We start from the raw sequence: 22,807 nt of genomic DNA, 5'->3' as shown, positions 1-22,807 counted from the left end.
GCCCCTGGCTTTAGACGGGGGGATAAGTCGGTAGCGGTTTCAACCGCCTTCAGTTTTTGATATAATTCAAACAGCAAGTAAGAATAACCATCTACGCGAAGAATCATCAAGCGTGCGGAGAAATCCCGGCAACGGAGACATCCGCCTTTGATGCGGAATACTTAAAGGGCGAATAATGGCAGGGTGAGGAGCGTACCTATCTGGCTCGTGCGATGGACTCTGAAAGTAAGAAAAACTCTAAAAGTAAGCGCAATTGCAATATCTTTGATACGGGTATTGTTTTGAGCGTCTAGGGGGACTTTTGCCTGTCCCTTCCAAGTTTAGCTTGGAGAATCCCCAGGCTTCAGCCGTGGGGAGTGTCAAATCACCATAATCAGTGGTTTTTATTAGCCCGTTTGGAGCGAGCCTTTGGGAGGGTTGGGTAATTTTTGATTTTAGATTGACCAGCGCAAAAGTTGAGGTAGAGCAACTCAACCATTCTTAGGCCGCTTTTTGACAATTTTTTCAACTTTCAGGTCCATCAAATTAAGGAAGTATTTATTACGTTCAGATAAATTTAATTCAATCCTCACAAATCACTTTTCTGTAAAACTCCAAACACCATTCCAGTTATCAGGCACACCCTCCCTCATCAATTGCTCAATCCTCTCCAAATAAAGGAGAGCAGTTTTATCAGCAGGATGTACAGCAATCACCTTCTCAAAACTTTCTCTCGCAGATTCCAGCCGATCTTTGTGCCGATATAATTCCAATCCTTGTTCAAAATCCAGTTTGGTTTTCAACTTCAGTACCCTGACATCCTCATGTTCTGCATCCAGGACCTCATAAACCGCAATCGGCTCATTTCGTCCCTTCACAATCGCCCGGTCTAAAAAGCGCAATTGGTATTCATCGGCATTAGTTGAATCGTCTAGCACTTGCTGAGAAATCAGAAGAGAAACGCCGTAAAACTTTGTTAGCCCTTCCAACCGTGCCGTTAAATTAACATTGTCAGAAAAAGCATCACCCTGCATCCGGTTCTCTTCGCCGACCATGCCCAGCATCATGTGACCCACATGAATACCAATCCCAATCTTAATAGGTTGCTCACCTGCCTGAAGTCGCCCCTGATTAAATTGCTCAACGACTCTAAACATAGCAACGCCCGCCGCCAAAGCATCATTGCCTCCATCTGGAAAAACAGCCATCATACCGTCCCCCAGAAACTTGACAATCAAACCATGATTAGTACGAATTTCTGGACTAACTTTCTGCAAATAAGTATTGACAAAAGCAAAATTTTCCTTGGGAGTCATTTTTTCAGACAGCGTAGTAAAGGAGCGAATATCAGAAAACATCACTGCCATAACTTTGCTGACATGATCCCCTAATTGCACATTAGTAATACTTTTCTTCCGCAGAAAACGCAGATAATCATGAGGAACAAAGCGACCATAAGCTGTCAGCAGCTCTTCCAAATTTTGATTTGCCCTGGTCAATTCCTTCTCTCGTGCTTTGACCGTATTGACCATCTGAGTAAAGACTCGTGCCAGTTGTCCTAGTTCGTCACTGCGTTTAGCAACCTCTGTTAGTGCATCCGGTTGAAAAGCATCTCGTTCCACCTCAGAAGCAGCACTTGTCACCTTACCAACTTGCTCAATATATGCTGCTTGACGTAAAATTTCAGCTTTGAAAAGTCCTTCAGCTTCCTGTCGCTTGAGGAAATTCAAATAGGCATTGGAGTGATAGCGGATGCGAGCGATCAGTTCCATGCGATCTGGCAGTTTCACTAGGTAGTCATTGGCGCCAAGTCCAAAGGCCTTAGCTTTGATAGTAGGGTCTTCTTTACTGGACAGCACAATTAGCGGAATATTACAGGTAAAACTGTCTTTGGATCGTAGAAATCGAACTAACAGCAAGCCATCCATTTGGGGCATAACCAGGTCTTGCAGTATGACAGTTGGCTGGCACTCCTCCGCAATGTCAAAAGCTTGAGTTGGATCGCTACAGTAGTGAAATACGATGTCCGGTTCGGAAGCCAACATTCGACGAATGGCTTCACTAATGATGGGTTGATCGTCAATTAATAAAACTGTTATTTGCTCGTGTATCAAAGTTGTCATAAGTGGTAAAAAGAATAAAGTCAGTATAGAGAGCCAGCTTTTAACTAATCCGTGTTTGACGTTTTATTAGATGTATTTACTTAATTAGCGGTTTAGTATGAGATTTTGGCGGAGGGTAGTGCCGATCGCATCTGGTGATAAAACCTCTACAGCAGCATTCAACTCAACCGCTGCTTTAGGCATTCCATATACCACACAACTGTCCTTATTTTGAGCAATCGTGTGCCAACCTTGAAGCTTCAATACGCTTAATCCCTCCGCCCCATCTCTACCCATTCCTGTTAGCAGAATCGCAGTTCCCTTGCGCGTCCAATGTTGAGCAACACTCTTGAAAAATACGTCAACTGATGGACGATAGGGATAATTAATCGGCTCTTTGGTGTAGCCGAGAGTCAAGTCCGGTTTTAAATACAAATGATCGTTAGTACCTGCCACTAAAATAGTTCCCTTTTCCAATCGATCGCCCGCAACCGCAATTCTTATGGGCAATACTGTTTGTTGTCTCAACCAATCAACCAATCCACTAGAAAACTGATCGTCTATGTGTTGGACGATCGCGATCGCTGCACCAAAACTAGCAGGTAGCTGCGAAAGGATGGTTGCTAATGCTTTCGGGCCACCTGTAGACGATCCAATCGCCACTAACGGGACAGTAGATACAGTAGATGAAAGTCCACTTCGTCGATCCAATTCCAGCGATGAAATGGACTTTTTTGCTTGTATCTTTGTTGAAGAAGGCTGTTTTAGCAGTTTGCGAATTGTGCCAACTTTAGCGAGTAGCGCGTTTGCTGTATTAGCGGTATCTGTGCCACTCAAAACAGGTGTATCAACTGCATCTAAAGCGCCGTATCCCATCGCTTCATAAACTTTTGCAAGATTTTTATCAGCACTGGCTGTAACAATCAGAATACGGCAGGGAGAGTGTTTCATAATCTGACGGGTTGCTTCTACTCCATCCATGACAGGCATCAACAAATCCATTAAGATCATGTCTGGCGTATCTTGAGCGCACTTAGCAACTGCTTCGGCTCCATCCCGTGCAGTCCAAATCACCTGGTAGTCAGAAACTGTCTGCAAAACCCGTCGGAGTGCAGCAGTTGCGATCGCCAAATCATTAACAATTGCAATTCTCATCAGCAAATCCCCCTAAATTAAACGTAAAACACGGATGAGTCAGTCGATTTTAGATTTTAGATTTTAGATTTTAGATTTACCCACAGAAAAATCAGGAAGCTTGAACTTTGGTCTAAATTTTTTATCTTTCCACGGCTTAAGTACGTGGCACGGTATCCGTTTTTGGGCTGGGTCATCAGTCGATTTTAGATTTTAGATTTTAGATTTTAGATTTACCCCACAGATAAATCAGGGATCTTGAACTTGGGTCTAAATTTTTTATCTTTCCACGACAGGAGTACGTGGCACGGTATCCGTTTTTGGGTTGGGTCAAAAGCTTGGTGTCTATGCCTTCTCCCTCCTGCCTTCTTCATTCTACTTATCAACGCCCAATTAAATTCACGACAGCCTCAATCAGGGTTGCATCATGAAAACTACTTTTAGTTAGATAGTAATCTGCACCCGCTTCTAAGCCCTGAATCCGATCCTCCTCGCGATCGCGATAAGACACAATAATCACAGGAATGGAATACAAACGGGAATGGTTCTTCATTTGCTTCACCAGTTCAATCCCATTCATGCGTGGCATATCAATATCACTGATCACTAAATCGTAGTGGTTAGTCCGAACAGCATTCCATCCCTCCATCCCATTGACAGCAATATCCACGCTATAGCCGCGATTTTCTAGCAGCTTACGTTCCATTTCCCGCACCGTGATCGAGTCATCCACAACCAAAACTTTCTTGCGTTTGTCTTTAACGACATCCGTTACCTCGCCTCCCACCTTTGTTAATCGTCCGGCGTTGAGGATAGCATCGATCGATCGCACCAGATCCGATACATCAACAATTAGAATCGGCGAGCCATCTCCCATTATAGATGTGGCACTAATATCAGGTACTTTGCCCAAACGCGGATCGAGTGGTCGAACCACTAAATCGCGCTCACCTAAAAACTTGTCCACCACCAAACCATAGGGATTAGATTGATCGCTGATCACCACCACAGACAGCGAACCTGGATTAGAGGATGGTTCAGGTAATTCTAGAACTTGATGGGCAGCGATTAAACCAATATTTTGTTGATTCATCGTAAAGTATTGGCGATTTTCCACCTCCGAAATGTGCGATCGCTCCACAGTAACAATCTGATCGATGCGAGCCAGGGGCACCGCATACGGCTTGCCAGAAACTTCCACCAACAACGTGCGAACCACCGACAGCGTTAGCGGCAGTTGAAAGTGGAAACTCATTCCTTTGCCCGGTTGCGATATAGCACGCACCGTTCCGCCTACTTCCTGTGCCATACTTTTAGCAATATCCAGACCCACACCTCTTCCAGAGATTTCCGTTACCTGTTTAGCGGTGGAGAATCCAGGTAAAAACAGAAACTCCATCAATTCAGCATCCGTAAGCTGGGCTGCCATTTCCGAAGTTGCCAGGTTTTTGTTAATCACCTTTTGGCGCAACTGCTCTGGATTGATACCTCGCCCATCGTCGGAAATGGTAATTGCTAGCATTCCACCTCGATGAAATGCCTCCAGTCGAATCATACCCACCGCCGATTTTCCAACAGCAGTCCGTTCGTCTGGTAGTTCAATTCCGTGATCCGTTGCATTTCGCAAGATATGAGTCAGGGGAGCTTCCAGCTTTTTGAGAATGTCGCGATCGACCGGCGTTGCCTTACCTACAATTTCTAACCTAACTTGCTTATTCAACTTGCGTCCCAAGTCGCGGATCATGCGCGGAAAGCCTTGTACGCCATCCACAAAGGGACGCATATGCGAGGTAATGACTTCCCGGTAGAGGCGATCGGACAGATTAGCAGTCCGTTGGGCATATAGCTCCAGTTCCCCCAAGCGCTCGCCCAGAAAGTCTAGACACTCTTGTTCTTGGTTTCTTGCTGTTTCTAGATACTCCTTTCCTTCTGGCTGATAGGCACCGTGTTCAAGGCTATCCTGCAACTGTTCTAGCGTTCTGGAAATTTCGACCATCCGCCGTTTCAGGGACATCATGGAGTCTGCGTAGGGTTGCAGCCAGTTGGCTTCAATCAGTGACTCACCTGCGAGCCCCATAATTCGATTTAAGTTCTCAGCACTGACTCGCACTACGCGATCTTGAGTAGCCGCGTGTTCTGATTCTGAAGAGGAAGATTTACCCCGCTCTGGACTTTCCTGCACCATCACGTCTGATGGCGATGATTCAGCTTGATCGATCGCGATCGCGGTATATGAAGATGTGGACTGAATGCTAGATTGGTTGGAAATTTCTAGGGATGATTCGGAAACTGTAGAAGCGACTGAAACACGGGACTGAGAAACTATATTTTCCTCTTCTCCATCTCTAACTCTCGCGCGATCGAGTTTGGGTGCAGATTCTGGGGTCAAAATAGCAGCGATCGCCCCTCTTGTTATTTCAAATTCGGCATTATGTTCTGCTAACCAACTGGCTAATTCTACATCGCTTACTTGACCTATACCTTCGAGCAAATCCACACCTTGAAGCAGCACATCGACACAATCGGGATTCAGTACCACTGTCTTGTTCTGTGCTGCCACAAAACAGTCCTCCATCACATGAGCTATATTGACTAACGCATCGAGCCCAACAATGCGAGCAGCCCCCTTAATCGAGTGGGCTGCTCGCATTAATGTTTCCAATGCCTGCGTCGATTGAGAATTGCTTTCCAATGCCAGCAATCCCTCATTCAAGATAGCAACCTGTGCTTCTGCTTCCAGGCGAAATAAGTCCATCATGGAGTCATCGCCAGTCAGCGTCGCTGTTACATCTGGGGGTGCTGTAGGGGTTGTTTTTGTAGTATCCAGTGCCGCTGACACAACTGGGGGTGCTGTAGGCGTTGTTTTTGTAGTATCCGCTGCCACTGTTACATTTGGGGGTACTGTAGGCGTTGTTGTGATAGTTGGGTTGGAGGAAATGGCGATCGCCCTTTCTTCGTGTCCTGCGTTATCAGAAGGGATAAGTTCAGAAGGGACAACTAAAGTTGTCTTCGGTACAGACTCAGAAGATGTTGTCTCCTGACTAAATGAAGACACATCAGTACCCACTTCGTTCGCCTGAACTGAAGGAACAGCCATCATGTTAACTTCAGAGGACAAGACGATCGAAATAGCTTTTTGGGTCGTTGCCAAATCCCAGGAATGCTCCCTCATCCACCGCTCCTGCTCCTCCTCTGTCACTTTGCTCATACCCAAAAGTAAATCACCCGCATGAAGTAAGACATCAATTTGCTCATCACCTAGGGTAACGGTCTTGTTCTGAGCGGTAATCAAACACTCCTTAATGAGTTGTGCCAGATGGGAAATCGCCTCCATCTTTACAATTCGAGCAGTTCCCCATACCGAGTGGGCTGCCTGAATTGCTTGCCCAAGTTCGAGCATAGAGAATGGTTGCGTTTTGAGTATAGGAAGCACTTCCTTGAGGATGGTGACCTGAGTTTCAACTTCCTGACGAAATAGCTCCAACTTCGAGTGATCGCTCATAATCCGCTCCGTGTTCTGCTACAAAATTTTGTGATTGAGGGTGTAGAACAACAATTCAGAATCGAGATAATTGACTTGATTGCCATGCCAATGAATAATTCCCTGGGTGTAAGCCTCAGTGGCTTTAGTAATCACAATAGGGGCATCTCGTAATTCATTTAGGTGGAAGCGGTAAACTCCATGAACTTCATCAACCGGAAAGACCCACTTATCGTTTCCCTGCCCTGCCATTATCATTCGTTTGGCATTGGCGGATGTGACAGTGGAGGAAGTCTCCTTAGCCGATTCTAAATTCAACAAATGACTCAGGGAAGCACAAAGCAACGTTTCCCCGCGAATGTTCACCAGTCCCAAAAATAACTCGTTGCTGCGATGGGGCAGGGGTTGAATGACACAAGGAGGGGTCACTTCTTGCAGAATTCGGACTGGAAGAGCTAATCGCTCATTCCCAAGTCGAAAGATCATGACCGAAATAGCATCCGCTGTGTGGATGACTATTTCATCGCCTTCTACATCCTCGTGGTCTACGGGTGTTTCTGCCAGAATATTGAGCCACTCATCTAAGTAATTCAGTGGTGGTTCGCGTTCTAGCAAACTATCGCCAGCTTCTGCATAAACTGGGCATTCATAGCAATGTATCACAGTTGCTAATTGACCGCATGAGCGATCGCCCATGACCCCAATTTGATTCCAGCAGTCATTCAGGGAGCTTTCTACAGTCAATGGTTCACTCCAAGGGTTAGTCATAACTAATTTGGTTGTTAAGTAAATCCACCTAATTAAACGTAATGTCGGGCTAAATGTCGGGCTAAAAAGTTTGCTGTATAAGCATTCTTCACCTCGATATTCTTCCTCATTCCTTCTATAGCGGTTCTCAAGCGTTGTGATGTATGGGGGCGAGTCCAATGCCCCATGCCCCATGCCCGATGCCCCATGCCCCATGCCCGATGCCCCATGCCCCATGCCCCATGCCCCATGCCCGATGCCCCATGCCCCATGCCCGATGCCCCATGCCCCATGCCCCATGCCCCATGCCCCATGCCCCATGCCCGATGAGCACCTCATGTTACTGAGAAAGGCTATAGTTAACCATCTTTACCGATAAGTCTTAGACCGGGATATCTCTTTCCGTAATCCTTGGGCTGCATCATCCAGTTGTTCCAAGGCACTATTCGTTTCACGTAAAGCATCCACTGTTTGATGAGAAGCTTGACCGAGTTGCTCCATTGCCTCGCTAATTTGCTGCGCCCCCTCCGATTGGTCTTCAATGCTTTGACTGACTTGTTCAAATCGAGGTGGCAAACTCTGTACTTGAGTGATGACTTTCGCAACTTGGTCGCTAATCTTGCTGACTCGATCTACACTATTGTTCACCGAGTTGTTGAATTTATCCATTTCCATCACACCAACCGTAACCGCCGATTGCATATCTTTTACGATTTGCTCAATTTCGAGCGTAGCGACTGCCGTCTGATTGGCAAGTCGTCGAATTTCTCGCGCAACAACCGCAAAACCCGCACCATATTCTCCCGCTTTTTCTGCTTCGATAGCTGCATTGAGTGACAGGAGGCTGGTTTGGTCTGAGACCTTTGTGATTGTGGTCACAACATTGCTGATGTTTCCGGCTTTTTTATTCATCACTCCTAGTTTGGAGGAGATAGAAGTCGTTGCCTCCGCCAGTTGCCTCATGACATTTTCCATCTCGGCGAGTTCATCCTGACTGTCGTTTGCAGAGATGGCGGTTGTTTGAGCCATCCCAGCAACTTGTTCCATTGTCTTTACCAAAGTTCTGGAGGTTGCAGCAATTTCCTGTGCAGTGGCGGTGACTTCGTTCGTGGAAGCAAGTTGTTCCGCAACAGTGGCCTCCAATTCTTTACCAGATGCTGCAATTTGAGTTGCAGAGGTTGTAATTTGCACCACTGACTGTTGCAAGCTCTGAATCAGCGCATTACTGAGAAATCGGCCTAAAAGAATTGCTACCCCAGGGCCGATCAGCATAGCAATAATTGTCCAAAACTGTGATTGGCTAATAGCTTGAGTGGCATTTTTTTCGGCTATAGTAGCAGTGTCTTCATTAATTCTCAGTGCTTCTAGAATCGCTGCTGTTGCAGTATCAAAAGAGGCACGATTTGTCTTGGCACGATTGCGTAGCTGCTCGAAAACACCAAGGGCTTTTCGAGTATTGGCTATTTCTAGAGGATTATTTGGCTTCTGACCAATTAACTCCACTTCTCTGGCATAGGGATGCAGAATTCCTAAACTTTCAAATTGCTGGTTGAGTTTGAGAAAATCTTCATGATCGCTTTTCCATCTATCCCAGTTACTCTGGAGGTTTTTATAGTTTCTATTTTCTTCTTCCGTTCGAGGAGTTGCTTCATACTGCTTAAACCCTTCATCGATCTGATTCCAAGCTTTTTTGATTCGCTCTAACTCAGCTTGTCGTTCCTGGGCAGTTAGTCCAGCAACCAATAAAGCTCGTTCTGACGATTCAATCTGGGTTTGCCCTTCGTTGACTTTCCACAATCCAACCAGGCTCGGCAAACTATTATTGCTTAATGTATCGATGTTACCACTTAAGCGCAACGTAGAGATTAAGCCCACTAGCCCTACGATAAGAACCAATGCTCCCATGAAATTGAAAGCGGTCTTAATGCGACCTTGTAAAGATTGATCTTTGAACACGTTATTCACCATAAATACTGCCTCATTGTTATCCGCATAATTGGGTATTTTGCTGTATCTTTTGAACTCGCTGCTTAAGAATTTCTGCACCCACAATATCGCCCCGATGTTCTTTCAAAAGAGATAGATGTATCAGGGCTTCGTAGCAGTTAGGATTAAGGTAAAGTGCTTTCTGAAAATATCGCTCAGCTTGAGCATTTTCAGTTTTTGCTTGATACAATGTACCCAGTAAAGTATAGGCTTCAACATTAGTAGAGTTGCCAGCCAAATATTCTTGGCAATGATTAATTGCCTTTTCTACTTGCCCGACATCCGCTAATTGTCTAGCCAGTTCCAGCCCCGAATGAGTTTTTGTGCTGCTGACTTTATCTGTTGATTGGATTGCTTTAGAAGGCAATTGAGAAGTAGACTGACGGGTAACGATCGCGGTAGAGGAGGTATTGCGTGCTAGAGTTCGGGGCTGTTCAATCTGGGTTATGTGACTTTTGTTCAACGGTAAGCTTTGCTGTGATTCAGTAGATGCTGAAGTCTCTCTCAATGGCGACTGCACTTGAATGATATCCGATTTCCGGTACGCAAATGTAAAGGATTGTCGAATTGAAATAAAGGGATGGCTGGGAACTTTTCCGGTTTCAGCCGATCCGACGCAAAGTAATCCGTTTGGAAGTAACAAACGATCTAGGGTATTGAAGACTTGAGTACAGGCAGTGGGTTCCAAATAAATTAATAGATTACGACAGAAGATAATGTTATACTTGGTTTCGGCATCAGAAAACACATCTAAAAGGTTGCCCTGGCGAAACTTAACGATATTCCGAACGGGTGCAATGATTTCATAGCCGGCTACTGTTTGTTGAAAATAACGATCGCGCTCAATCCAGTCTTCGCCCCGAAATGAGTTTTTCCCATAAATGCCTCGCTGCGCTTTGGCGAGCGCCTGTTTGCTAATATCGATCGCATCAATGCTGAACCGATTTACAGACAAGCCAGCCTCCAGTAGCGCGATCGCCATTGAATAAGGTTCTTCGCCACTGGAGCATGGTACGCTTAACAGACGCAGTTTGGTTGAACCTGATTTGTTTAACCATTCAGAGCGGACGTAGTTGATCAGGAAATCAAAGGGTTTGCGATCGCGAAAAAACCAGGTTTCTGGAACTACAATTTTTTCAATTAGTTCTTCTAATTCTTGGCGTGAGGTTTGTAAAACTTTGAAATAGGTATCAAAATCGGGTAAACCACAAGCTGTTTGACGAGTTTGGACGGCTTTGGCAATTTTGTGAGAGCCGATGATATTAGCGGCAATTCCAATTTTTTGACTTAACAAGGTTTCAATTTTTGCTAGGCTCATCAGTATTGGGCGCTCCTGCTGCTAAATAAAGGTGTCGTGCATCAGTGAATAGTTGCTCCAGATGAATCCGCTGAATCATGCCGTTTTGATCTAGAATCATTCCGCCTAAGTAAGGTGCTACGTTCATGCGAGCATCGGAATTTACTAATTCAGTTTCTGGCTTATCCAATGTCTTGATTACCCGTTCCGCCATCAATCCCAGGTATTGCAGCCTATTATCATTAGTGGAAGAGCTGACCATAATAATCCGCGTACTCAATTTAAAGCCGCTTGGTTTTCCCTGAATCAGATGGCAAAGGTCAATAACAGGTGCTATTTTACCTCGGTAGTTAAATAATCCTGCGACATACTCCGGTACATGATTCATCTTCCTGAGAGGAACTCTAGGTATTACTTCTACTACGCGAGAACTCTCGATGGCATAGGAATCTTTTCCAATATAGAAGAGTAACATTAACATGGTAAGACCTCTTGCTTCCTCAAATAGTAGGTAAAAATACAGAAGTTTTGAAGTTAAAAATTACACATAAAACTGTTTAAACTCGGCTAAGTTTTTGACTGTAGTCGGGAGCGTATCACTTGTGCAACCCAGCTAGAAATTGGAGTTTGGAGACACGAGACAGGAGCCCGAAGAAGTGTTTCTACAAATATGAGATGCTCCTTGTAGTAACCAATATAGTCAATATTAATTGTTACACTCATTCCCTAGGAATGTCAAGGATATTCTGGACATTTTGACCACAAATAATGGTGAGCTCGTTCTCAACACCTGTCTTTTCAATTATACTACTTATGTAATGCTCCAGCTTGAAGAATGTAATCAATACTTCAAGTGGTGTATCTTCGGCGGTAGGAGTCCTTGAATCAATCTCTTGAATCGTTGTCGGATTTAAATATTGAAAGACCTGATAAGTCAGAACTTCAATTGCGTCTGCTGGCAAATGTTCAATCTCACTGGCATATCGAGTCAGGCGTGACTTGGCAAAGCTGATTTGGAAGCGAGCACGCCTCAGAAGGCGCTGCCGGATATTCTCATAAAGTTCTGGATTTTCCGAAGCCAAAGTTTTATGATTTAATAAGATGGGAATGACATCGGGATTTTCTTCTAAGAACAAAAGACTACCTTCTCGCTCATAGGCTGCTACTCCTTCCATTCCTAATGCTCCAATATCTGCTAAGGCAATAATTATCGCTAGAGGTGATAGAGGTTTGCTGGAGTCATAAAGAGCAGGTTGATAAATCGCTTGCTCGGATGGTTCGTATATGCAAATGGTGGCTTCGATGGCGTCTTGAATAATCAATAAGTCTGCATCCGAGAACCGTGCAAGACTATTCAGATTTTGTTCGCATTGCTGTTGATTTAGGATGTTAATGTATTCAAACAACTTTTCAATTGTTGCTGCCTCACTTACACCCATCTCGCGTCGTCTGGACTTGTGAGGTTGGGTTTCAGGAACAAAAAGTTGCAGCATATCATGGGCAGTTGCACAAATATCTAGTAGAAGTTGCATTCGTGCCATATAATCTGGCGCAGCATTGTCCTTTAGGGATGTTTCCCAATGAGGACGGATTGCTTGAAAAATAATGTTCGCTCGGTGCTGTACGTTATTAATATGCTCGCGGGTGTGATAGTAAAGCTGCTTTTGAGCAATTTCTCGATCGAACTCCTCAAGAGCTAAGTTTGTGAGTTTAGCAATCGCCGACGCAAAGGTAATGGGAGTCCGTTCTAAGTTTTCTTCAGAGTGGTGTGGTGATTTAAAATTTTGAGAATTTAACGAACTCATGTCAGGTCAACTCCAAAACTAAGTTGGCAAAAATAAATTTATTAACAGCTATCATCTATTGAATTCCGGTCCACTCGCGTAAGAACGGTAGCAAAAAGGTAATCGGCGCTTGTTCTTCCACCTTTACCCGCAACGCTGTTGTAGTTCCCGGTGTCAACTTCATATCTGGTCCCTTCGACGATGACCACTGGTAGCCGCTGACATTACTGGGTTCTGATATTAACTCTGCAATCACCTCCACCTTGGCGGTTTTTTCGGTAAGCCTATCTGCCAGTTCAGCATTACCTAATTTTGAAGCTGCTCCGGTTGAGGTAACAGGATAGGCAGACACGGATTTCACCATTGCGACAATACCTCCAAATCGCTCCCGCTTGACCGTATCCGGTGTAATTTGAATTTTCATTCCGGGCTTGATCCGCTTACCATTTTTCACATCAAAGTAGGCGATGCTAGTCAGATGAACTTTTCCTTGCTCTTGAGTTTGCAGAGCACCGAAGCGCATACCCGGACTGACAACTTGTCCAACTACAATACTGACTTCTAGAATGCAACCTTCTTGGGGACTTTGAATTAAGCTCCGCTCCTTAATTTGCTGTTCTAGTTGGGCAACAGCGCGAGAGCTCTCCGCAATTTCGTTTTCTCGATCGTTAGATGCTTTTAAATTGTCTTGTTCTAAGCGTTTGCTGCGGGTGTTTAACTCTTGTAGCTGAGATTGAATTTCTGAGATTTGACTGCGATTTTCTCTAAAAGAATTTTCAACTATAATCTCCTGGCTATTAAGTTGCTGCAATTGAGCTTGAATGTCAGAAATTTGGTTGAGATTCTCTCGAAAAGATTTATCAATCCCTACTTCTTTACTGCTTAATTCTTTTAACTGAGTTTGAATACTAGAAATTTGAGTACGGTTTTCTCGATAATCATTTTCCGCCTCCAAAACTGTATCCTGTGATATCGCGCCTTCAGTTAGAAGAGCCTTTCGACCGTCTAACCTCTTTTTGAGCACTGGATTTATCTTAGAAACATCCTGAAGACTTTCCTCAAGGGAAAGACGCTGCTGTTTAATAGCACTTAACTCTCGTTCTTTAGAAACAGACGCTAATGCCTGCGTATTCTGAAACCTTTGTTGCAGAGTTTGGCGTTGCTGCCCAATAGTAGCTAAAGCTCGCTCCTTGAGAACCCCAGACATGGCTTGAACATCTTGCAACCGTTGGGTCAGATTTGCTCTCATTGCTGCAATCTCTTCTTGCTCCAGTTGGGTACGCTGCTCTTGGAGTGAATTAGTTTTGATATTTTGTACAATTAATTGCTGGCGTTTAGCTTGTTGTAGTTTCAGTTGTTCCTGTAACTCGGTGGGTTTAATCGTCGCTATAATTTCCCCTTTTTTGACGCATTGATTATCTTTAATCAGTAAAGATTCTAACTGTCCGGCAATCGGTGATTGTAATTCTACAACTCGTTGCGGTGAAATCAATACTCCTTGTCCTGTCACTGTGATAGGAATTCTACCAACAACGCTCCAAACTAGCGCCATCACCATAAATCCCCCCACGGCTATAGCTGGGATAAAGTCTTTGGTTTTGACCACTTGCATGAGTTGGTCAAGGCGTTCTGGAGAAGCAACAGATTCTAGAGATTGCTGTTGATCGGGGGTATCATTTATATCTGAAGCAGTCATAACAATTAATTCCTTTGTAGCCGATTCATCATCCACTTAAACCGAGTACCTGCCAGTAGGGTTGGTTCTAGCACGTCCAGAGGAATTTCATCTTCATACTCAATGTCCTCGGCTAGTTGTTGGTCTTGGCTGTAAGCTTTTTGACCAAAACCACGTTGTATTAAGCCTTCACGCAACCGATCGATTAACACCAGAGAAATAGCGCGATAAAAGCGAGTGGCAAATCCGCGATCGCGTTGTATTTTCTCTCTTAACATCTGTTGCGGTACGGCTAATACCACTGAATTCTCCGCACATTTAATACTTGCAGAGGCGTTCCCTGCTTCTACAAAAGACATCTCACCGACAATTTCTCCACTCGCCCGTCGTGCCAATTCTTTTTCCACTGGTTTTCCCTCTACCATCATGGAAAATATTACTGCCAAATTGCCTTGTAACAAAAAGTACAAGGCTTCTACGGGCTGATCTTGTTGAATTAACGAGGTTCCAGCGGGAGCATTTTGTTTTTTGCCACGAGTTACCATCCAGTCGATATCATTGTCATTCAGGATGGCAAAGAGAAATAGGACTTTTCGCAATGCTTGTCCTGGGACGATTTTGTTTTGCGCTAGTAATTTAGAGACACTTCGTAGGCGGGAGGATAAGATGGCAGTCAGTTCTTGGTAAAGTCTAGCCCCAAAATCTGGATCTCGCTCCATCTTTATTTGTAACTGCCGTTTAGATAAAGCTAATACTAGCGAGGGTTCTACGGTTTTGACAGTGGCGGAGGGGAGGCGATCGTCTATGAAGGACATCTCGCCAACTACTTCACCTTTACTGCAACGAGCAATTTCTTGATCGTCTTCGGAATTGTTCTGCGAAATTAAGACTGCTACAGTACCGTCGAGGATAAAGTAAATTGAGTCTGAGTGCTGACCTTCTTGAATCAGCACTGTATCAACCGGCATTTCTTTGTGAGTGCCCGTTTGAACCATCCACTCTATATCGGGTGGTTCGAGAACTTTTAAGTTGTTGAGTTGGGTAAGTACAGGTGGCATGGTTGAAACTAATGAGAGGGCGGTTTTGTTTATATGGGCGATCGCATTGTAAAGCGTGGATAAAAGCGGTAAAAAGGTGGAATAATTGCAGTTTTGGCTGATAGATACAGTAAAATCCGTGGAGGCAGGTTATCGAATTTTTCCCTTTTTCAGTTTTTCACCTTTCCTTGCTTCGCTATCAATTTGGCAAACATACCCTCCTGAGAAGCTAATTCTTTAAACGTCCCCTGCTGAACCACTCGACCGGCTTCAATCACGTATAGCAATCCTAAATCATTTGTAAAAATATGTAGGGGTAGTGCTACCCCTACTCCCCGTGCCTACCCCAGCCAAGGCGGGGCAACCACGGGGGGTTTGCCCCTACAAGAATTACACGAATCATTTAGGATTGCTATAGATGCGATCGGCATTACGAATGGTACTAAGACGGTGGGCGATCGCGTCTCTTAATTTCCAGGTTTCGCCCCAACTCACCCTTATAACTGAGATATTGCACCATTCTCAATTAGCCGTAGGGGCGGGTTCGCCAACAGCCTTAAAGCTTGCAAATAGGTTCTATAGACCCGCCCGACCCCACGAAAAATCCTCTTATTGATATTGCTGCAAGATGTCAGTTATAACCAACTCACCCTTCTAAGTATAAAATAAAATCTTTCTTTTGGTAGATGACTTTTGAGGCTTATAAAAGTATGCCACGCTTGGTTAGTCTTTGCCCTCCGAGAAATTACGTAGGGGAGTGGCAGGGGTTCTCCTTAAACTTGCGTGCTATCCGCAGTGAATCTCTTGGTTTTCCCCTGCTTCGCTATCAATTTGGCAAACATACCCTCCTGAGAAGCTAACTCCTCAAAAGTACCTTGCTGAACCACACGACCGGCTTCAATCACGTAGATGCGATCGGCATTACGAATGGTACTAAGACGGTGGGCGATCGCAATTCGCGTCACCTTCAGGCGATCCAAACTCTCACTCACAATTGCTTGGGTACGATTATCTAACGCACTGGTCGCTTCATCAAAAAAGATGATTCGCGGTTTCAATACCAACGCACGGGCAATCAGTAACCGTTGTCGCTGTCCGCCAGATAAGTTTGCACCCCCCTCTGATATCACCGTGTGTATCCCCATCGGCATATTTTCAATATCTTCGGCAAACCCTGCCATCCGCGCCGCATCCCAAGCTTCCTCCATACCGATTAATGCACCACCGCTAATATTTTCAAACACGCTTTCGCTATTGATGCGCCCGTTTTGTAACACCACACCCAGTTGACGACGCACCGCAGCAACATCTAAACCCGATAAATCTTGTCCGTCGTAGTAGACAGTACCCTGTTCGGGAACGTCGAAACCCAGTAACATCCGCAGAGTGGTAGATTTACCGCTACCAGAAGGACCAACAAAAGCAATAAACTCACCCGGTTTGGCTTCGATGGTCACATCATCCAGATTTAATGGCCCATCTTCTCGATAGCGGAAGGTAACGTGGTCTAGCTTAACATATCCCGAAAGTCGCCCCGGATCGGCTTTATTTAAATCTACCTCTGGCAATTCGTCTGCGATCGGTTTAGCGTGTTCCCACAACACCCCAATTTCTAACATATCGATCAGCGTGTTGCTGAGAGTTGTTACTCCTGTAATAAAGATAGCAAACGCCGCATTGAATGCTAGAAAGGTTCCGGTAGTAATCCTATCTGTTTGTGCCTGATTCAGCAAGCTAGCAGTCATCCAAAAAATCAGGATAAGGGTTAGGTTAGACTGCAAAAGATTAAAAGTAGCGATCGCATCTTCAATCCATTGGTTATCCTGCATTAATTTCAGTTGCTGTTGATAATACTTCGCCCAATAAGCAAAGGCTCGTCCTTCCGCGCCTGTAGTTCGTAATTTGGAAATTCCGCCGACTAGCTGAATAGTAAGTCCACCAATTTCACCTTCGAGTTCTTCCAGACGAGCAGTTTTCTGGCGTTTGAAATAACCGGCAATACTTGTGACAATAACAGTGAGAAAGACTATTACAGCCGCAATAGATGCCAGTGGTGGACTGTAGACAAACAGCAGTCCTAAATTGAGCAGGGAAAATAAACTCCTGAACAGGATATCTAACTTATCAGCGCCCAATTTGTCGCGAATTTGATTAATTGCATTAACGCGGGACAGCATCTCTCCAGAGGAATACTGGCGGAAGAAAGTAAGTCGCAGTTTGAGCAGCCGATCCCACATGGCACTCTGTAAGCTGAACACGGAATAGATTCCAAACCGGCTCAAGTTAACTCCTTGAGCCAGTCGAAAAACTGCTACACCAAAACTAGCAGCTACTAAGGCCAAAGTGAGTTGAAGCAACAACCCGCGATCGGCATCGGGAATGGCAGTATCAATTAAGATACCTGTTGCTTGGGGAACCACCATACCCGCTAAAGCCGCAGCAATTCCCAACACCACAATACTAAAAATTTCCCGTCCTGTACCGCGCAGAGAATACTGAAACAGCGTTAGCAAATCTATCTTTTTTTCCGGAAAAGGTGGATAAAACATATAGGCATTGGCAGCCAGCAATTTAGCAGTACGATCGCTCAATAAAAGTCGCTGTCCAGTTACCGGGTTGTAAATTTCATAGTTGCGCTTGTTATTTATTAGTAGCGCCACTGGGGTATTATCTGCTTGAAGATAAGCGAGCATTGGGCCACAATCGCCTCGCCACCAACGTTCTGTCAGAAGTACCCGTCGAATTCGCATTTGGGAAGCACGGGCGATCGCCTCCAGTGGCTCCTTTACCCGCTGCATATTTTCCGACTTACCCGCCGGCTTAATCTCAATCCCCATCGCGTGTCCTACGGCTCCTGCGGCTGCTAGGAGGGGATCTCCGATAAAAGTAGCAATAGCTTGTTTGGGCGCAATTAGAGAAACAAAATTCGCCAACGCACCCACAGTTGCAGATTGGTTCAGGCGTTCCCGTTCTTCAAACTGCGCCAGAGTCTCTAATTGAGACTGCTGTTCTAGTTCTTGCAAGCAGCTAAAAAACTGCTGATGGAAGTTGTCTAAAACAGTGAGTTGAGTTTGCCAGGGAGTATGACTCGAAAGTTCAGGGGCGGGTAGCAAAATTCCGCTGAGGTCAAAGACGGAACTCAATTGTCTAAACCAAGCGGTTAGAAGATTGCTGGCAGATGGCAAAGTGGGATCGGGGTCGGGATTGTTATCTAATTCTGAACGCTGGGAATGTAGCAAGGTCGAGTCTGTAACGGGAACTGCCAGAATACATAAAGTGTTGGGACTTTTGAATTTTGATAAATCATCAATATCCGTTGCAAATCCAAACAGGGCTTCACCCGCTTCTGCTGTGAATAAATACCGCCGATTTTCTTGTAAAGTTCCATCTTTAACCGGGCTAACAAACACAGCCACTGAACCCGATTGAATTGTCCAGACTTGTTGCGGATTATCCAGTGGCAATACCTCACCTTGGCCAACAAATTTTGGGGAATTTAAAGCGGTATATTTATTCTTCATTTTCTTGTTCTTCCTCACCTTGAGCCAGTTCAGCGTAGAATCCACCTATTTGAATTAATTCTTCGTGCGTTCCTCGCTCCACTACAACACCGCGATCTAACACGATGATTTCATCGCAGTCTTTAATTGAACTGAGGCGATGTGCCACAATCAAACAACTACAGCCACGTTGCCGCAGGTTATTGTAGATAAACTGTTCGGTTTCTCCATCAAGGGCACTGGTTGCTTCATCCAAAATCAAAATTGAAGGGTTATAAATTAGCGATCGCGCAATTTCTAGCCGTTGGCGTTGTCCGCCACTTAAATTTGCGCCTCCTTCCAATAGTTCGCCGTTATAGCCACCCGGTATCGCTAGAATTACGTCTTGAATTTTGGCATCAATGCAGGCGCGACGAAGTTGGGAATCAGAAACTGTTGTATCCCATAGTGTTAGGTTATCGCGCACGCTTCCTGAAAATAGGAAAACTTCTTGTTCAACAGTAGCCATCGACGTTATTATAACCGAACGGGGAATAGCATTTCTCAGCTTACCATCAAATAAAATCTCGCCCGACCAAGGTTCATAAAGTCCCGCGACTAATTTAGCAACCGTCGATTTTCCAGAGCCACTGCCCCCTACCAACGCCACCCGCCGCCCCGGTTGAATCGTACAGCTAAAGTTTTCGATTAGGGGCCGATTGACTTTTGCATACCCAAAAGTAACGTTACGAAGTTCAATATGTCCTTGCAGACGAATTGTAGAGGCATCAAGGGTAAGAGATGAAGTTTTAGGTTTTTTGTTTTGAGTTGTAAGTTTTGAATTCTGACTTTTGGTATCGATACTGCTTTTTGCAAGTGATGGATCTGTATCATTTGCCAGTACGTCATCTAACCGCATCAGGTTGCCTGCTAAAGTTGGCAGAGTAATACCAAACCCCATCAACTGATTAATGGGTGTCTGAAAGCTTATTAGCAGCGCTTGGAATGCTACCAACATCCCGATGCTTATCTTTCCCTCCATAACTTGCCAACCACCTACTGTCAGCACTAGCGTGGTTGTTAATGCTGTAAGTAAGATAGGTAGGACTTGCAGAATCTCATAGGGTACGGCTATTTTTGTATAGGAATTAACTGATTTGGCGAAATAACCCGACCATCGGGCAAAAAAGTCCGATTCTAGCGCTGAGGCTTTTAAGGTTTCCATGCTTTGAATTCCGGCGATAGCTACCCCCTCCACCTTGCCCAAGTTTTTATCATCCTCCATGAAGGCTTCTTCTAGCCAACCTCCGACTCCTAATAGCGCCACAATGTTTACAACTGCCAACACCAGAGCGATCGCTGTTAGCAGTGGGTTATAAGCAAACATGACCAACAGGTAGATAATTGTCATCACTATGTTGATGATCGTCTCTGCCATACTGCCAGAAATGACCTGGGCCACTTTGTCGTTGAGCTTCACTCTTCCCCCGATTTCACCAGGGAACCGTTGGGTATAAAATCCCACAGGGAGTTTCAACATATGCCAGAAAAATTGACTGGACATACTGGCAGCTAATTTAATTTGCAACTGTCTTAAATAGCGTCGCTGCTGGGAGAACAAAAACGCCTGAATTAGGGCGGTGAGGAGCATTCCCAGCAGCAATGGACGCAGCCAGTCGGTGCGGTCTTCAACGAGAATTTGATCGACAAATACTTGACTGAAAACAGGTAGTACCAGTCCTGGAAATACTAGCAAAAAGCCAAGTAGGACACTGAGCGAAACTGCTCCCACCGAGCTTTGCAAGCGTTGTAGTAGCGATCTCAATACGCTAGACCGTTGTCCCCCCCGCTTGAACTCCGGCCCCGGTTCCATTGCTAGGATAAACCCAATATATGCCTCGTCAAATTCCTGCAAGGAAACCGTGCGCGGTCCGGTTGCTGGGTCGTTGATGTAAACTCGGTCTTTTTCAAAGCCTTCGACTACTAACAAATGGCTGAAATTCCAGAATGCGATCGCGGGTAATCGCATCTTAGCTAGCTGAGAAGTTTGTTTTTTAAATGCTTTTGCCCGCAGGCCGTATTGTCTAGCAGCTTTGACGATGCTGGCAGGTTGGCTGCCGTCACGAGAAACGCCACATTCCTGCCGCAGTTTGGCTAGGGGGACAAATAGTCCGTAATAGCCCAGCATGATGCCTAGTGCTGCTGCCCCGCATTCTACTTCTTCCATTTGCAATACGGTAGGCGTTTTAACACGTTTCTTGGGCTGCTGTTCCATTATTTGACTGAGCCACTGTTTTAACACTGCATTACTCCTCAATGGTTCCTATAAGAGGCAATATATTTATTAATTACTTTCAGAAAAACAAATAAATTCATTGAATTTGAGATAATCGGGTAAAACTTTTCAGTCAGTGTATAGGAATAACTATCTTCTCTTTTGTTTCTCTGGAGAACCTGGAAATTACTTAACTTCTTGTGAAAAAAGGGATAGGCTGTGTACGTGAATTCTCTCTTGACAACTATCCCCTATTCTCGTAAAGTCATTCAGGTCAGATATAGAGAATGAGCCACCTCTATTTTTAGTTGTGAATTATTTAACTTTTTTTGGCGCTGAGTTACAGAATTTCCAGGCGTACCGCGAATAATTCCCCGACACTTAGGCGACCCGCACTGACACTGAAACTCTGGAAAATCTTCATTCTCGATTGTTGCGTAGTCTACGGTTAACTCTTCTCCTGCTGCAATATCCCTGAGCGCGTATATATTGAGTCCTCGGTAGCCTATATTGGGTTCGCAAGAGTGGTTTTGGGGTATCCAGTTGGCTGGGTTTTCGTCCCAAAACATAAAGACTTCTTCACTCAAAGGAACAGCATACTGCCGAAACTCTTCTTGCTCTGATGCACTCCAGTGGGATTGGACATAATCACGGGTAACAATCCTTTTTGGATACTCCTCTCCCTGGAAGATAATTTCCCCAGCTTTCAAATCAGTCACCGCATAAATGCCATAGCCAGAAATAGCATTTCCACATACTTTAAATTTTTTCTGACGGCGTTGGTATCTGGTAATACCTTCCGTTATGATATGTTTGAGAAAGCTTGATGCACCTACCTCGTCATACTTTAAAATGTAGTCAGCCGATGCTTCTGCGCCTCCTTCAAAAAAAATAGAAGGGTTAAAGCTAACTTCAAGAAATAAAATTTCTTTTTGCTCATTTACTCGAAAATCTAGACGAGCATAGCCAGCACCGTTAAAAGCTAAGAAAATATTCTTAGCAGCGTCTCTCAAGCGGAGGTCAAGTTCTGAATCGGAACAAGGAATATTACGCTTTGGGTGATGTTGTCGCACCTTCAAATCGTAGGTTTTAAATTGTTCTCCTTCCGGAAAGACGAACTCTAGAGATTTATACGTTATCGGAGAGCGGCGCTCTTCAGGGTTAGCAGCCACAAGGACTGTAAACTCTCGCCCAGGTATATACTCATCGATTAGAACTTGACCAAAGTTGGCTATGAGTTCAGCCACTTTGCTCTGTAATGCCTCTTTTGTTGTTACATAGGATTGATGGTCAATTCCCAGACTGTCTGATGAGGCTGCTGGTTTAACAAACAGGGGGAATTGCAAGTTTTGACAAGCCCTCTCAACATCAGCTAACGTTTCAGCTTTCACAAATGCTGGTGTGCGTACTCCTGCAATGTAAGCAACGTACTTCATTAACTCCTTGCCTGGATCGTAGAGGTCGAAAGTCGGACCCGTGTAAGGCAAATTAAGCTGCTCCAAGGCAACGATTACATCAATAGAGGGAACATCCCAGTCCAAACATCCCGTACAGAGGTTGACAAAAATATCGTAACCTTGCTTCTTTAAATCTTTAAGCTGACGATAGGTTGTGGCTTTATTGAGAAATACATGGTCTACCTGGTCTTCTGGTAGTAGATGAGAAAGGTTACGTGGCGGTTCGCAGTTTTTGTAGTCTGCTTCTACTGTTGATTGAGAATAGTCAGGTTGTAGAACGCAAATTTTCATGTTGATTTCCTATAGTGTCAGTTTAGTACAAGTATCGTAAAAGATTGGATTAGTTTTGAGTTATTGCGATCGCCTCTCGGATT

At 44.7% G+C, this 22,807-nt stretch carries 13 protein-coding genes; all 13 read right to left on the bottom strand.

What is annotated here, in order from left to right:
* Positions 1-575: 575 nt before the first annotated feature.
* Positions 576-2,102: a response regulator gene (locus tag QUB35_RS02760; protein WP_333139158.1), complete on the bottom strand. Its 1,527-nt coding sequence runs from the start codon at positions 2,100-2,102 to the stop codon at positions 576-578.
* A gap of 84 nt (positions 2,103-2,186) precedes the next feature.
* A complete protein-coding gene (locus tag QUB35_RS02755) occupies positions 2,187-3,236 on the bottom strand; it encodes a chemotaxis response regulator protein-glutamate methylesterase (RefSeq protein WP_333139156.1) in 1,050 nt (349 codons plus the stop codon).
* Positions 3,237-3,597: 361 nt separating this feature from the next.
* Positions 3,598-6,717, bottom strand: coding sequence for a hybrid sensor histidine kinase/response regulator (locus tag QUB35_RS02750; RefSeq protein WP_333139153.1), 3,120 nt, complete (start codon positions 6,715-6,717; stop codon positions 3,598-3,600).
* Positions 6,718-6,735: 18 nt separating this feature from the next.
* Positions 6,736-7,743 carry a chemotaxis protein CheW gene (locus QUB35_RS02745; protein ID WP_333139151.1) on the bottom strand — a complete coding sequence of 336 codons (1,008 nt, stop codon included), beginning with the start codon at positions 7,741-7,743 and terminating at the stop codon, positions 6,736-6,738.
* A 69-nt stretch (positions 7,744-7,812) separates the two neighbouring features.
* Positions 7,813-9,411 (bottom strand): methyl-accepting chemotaxis protein, encoded by a 1,599-nt coding sequence (locus tag QUB35_RS02740; RefSeq protein WP_333139149.1) that lies wholly within the window; start codon positions 9,409-9,411, stop codon positions 7,813-7,815.
* 16 nt (positions 9,412-9,427) lie between these two features.
* Complete coding sequence (locus QUB35_RS02735) at positions 9,428-10,747, bottom strand: CheR family methyltransferase (RefSeq protein WP_333139147.1); 1,320 nt, start codon at positions 10,745-10,747, stop codon at positions 9,428-9,430.
* Complete coding sequence (locus QUB35_RS02730; RefSeq protein ID WP_333139145.1) at positions 10,728-11,207, bottom strand: chemotaxis protein CheW; 480 nt, start codon at positions 11,205-11,207, stop codon at positions 10,728-10,730. Before QUB35_RS02730 ends, QUB35_RS02735 begins: the two co-directional genes overlap by 20 nt.
* 238 nt (positions 11,208-11,445) lie before the next feature.
* Positions 11,446-12,531 (bottom strand): hypothetical protein, encoded by a 1,086-nt coding sequence (locus tag QUB35_RS02725; protein WP_333139143.1) that lies wholly within the window; start codon positions 12,529-12,531, stop codon positions 11,446-11,448.
* 55 nt (positions 12,532-12,586) lie between these two features.
* A complete protein-coding gene (locus QUB35_RS02720) occupies positions 12,587-14,206 on the bottom strand; it encodes an NHLP bacteriocin system secretion protein (RefSeq protein ID WP_333139141.1) in 1,620 nt (539 codons plus the stop codon).
* Positions 14,207-14,211: 5 nt separating this feature from the next.
* Complete coding sequence (locus tag QUB35_RS02715) at positions 14,212-15,243, bottom strand: cyclic nucleotide-binding domain-containing protein (RefSeq protein WP_333139139.1); 1,032 nt, start codon at positions 15,241-15,243, stop codon at positions 14,212-14,214.
* Between the two features lie 752 nt (positions 15,244-15,995).
* Entirely contained in the window at positions 15,996-18,743 is a 2,748-nt protein-coding gene (locus tag QUB35_RS02710; protein ID WP_333139138.1) for an NHLP bacteriocin export ABC transporter permease/ATPase subunit, read from the bottom strand.
* Positions 18,733-21,003 (bottom strand): NHLP family bacteriocin export ABC transporter peptidase/permease/ATPase subunit, encoded by a 2,271-nt coding sequence (locus tag QUB35_RS02705; protein ID WP_333139136.1) that lies wholly within the window; start codon positions 21,001-21,003, stop codon positions 18,733-18,735. The genes QUB35_RS02710 and QUB35_RS02705 overlap by 11 nt, the downstream gene beginning before the upstream one ends.
* 242 nt (positions 21,004-21,245) lie before the next feature.
* On the bottom strand, positions 21,246-22,724 hold the full coding sequence (locus QUB35_RS02700) for an SET domain-containing protein-lysine N-methyltransferase (RefSeq protein WP_333102512.1): 1,479 nt from the start codon (positions 22,722-22,724) through the stop codon (positions 21,246-21,248).
* Positions 22,725-22,807: the final 83 nt, after the last annotated feature.

Origin of the sequence: Microcoleus sp. B13-B6 (assembly GCF_036705405.1) — a bacterium.
In the GTDB taxonomy this organism is placed as follows: domain Bacteria; phylum Cyanobacteriota; class Cyanobacteriia; order Cyanobacteriales; family Microcoleaceae; genus Microcoleus.
The sequence above is the reverse complement of the archived record's forward strand: the minus strand, read 5'-3'. Positions and strand labels throughout refer to the sequence as shown.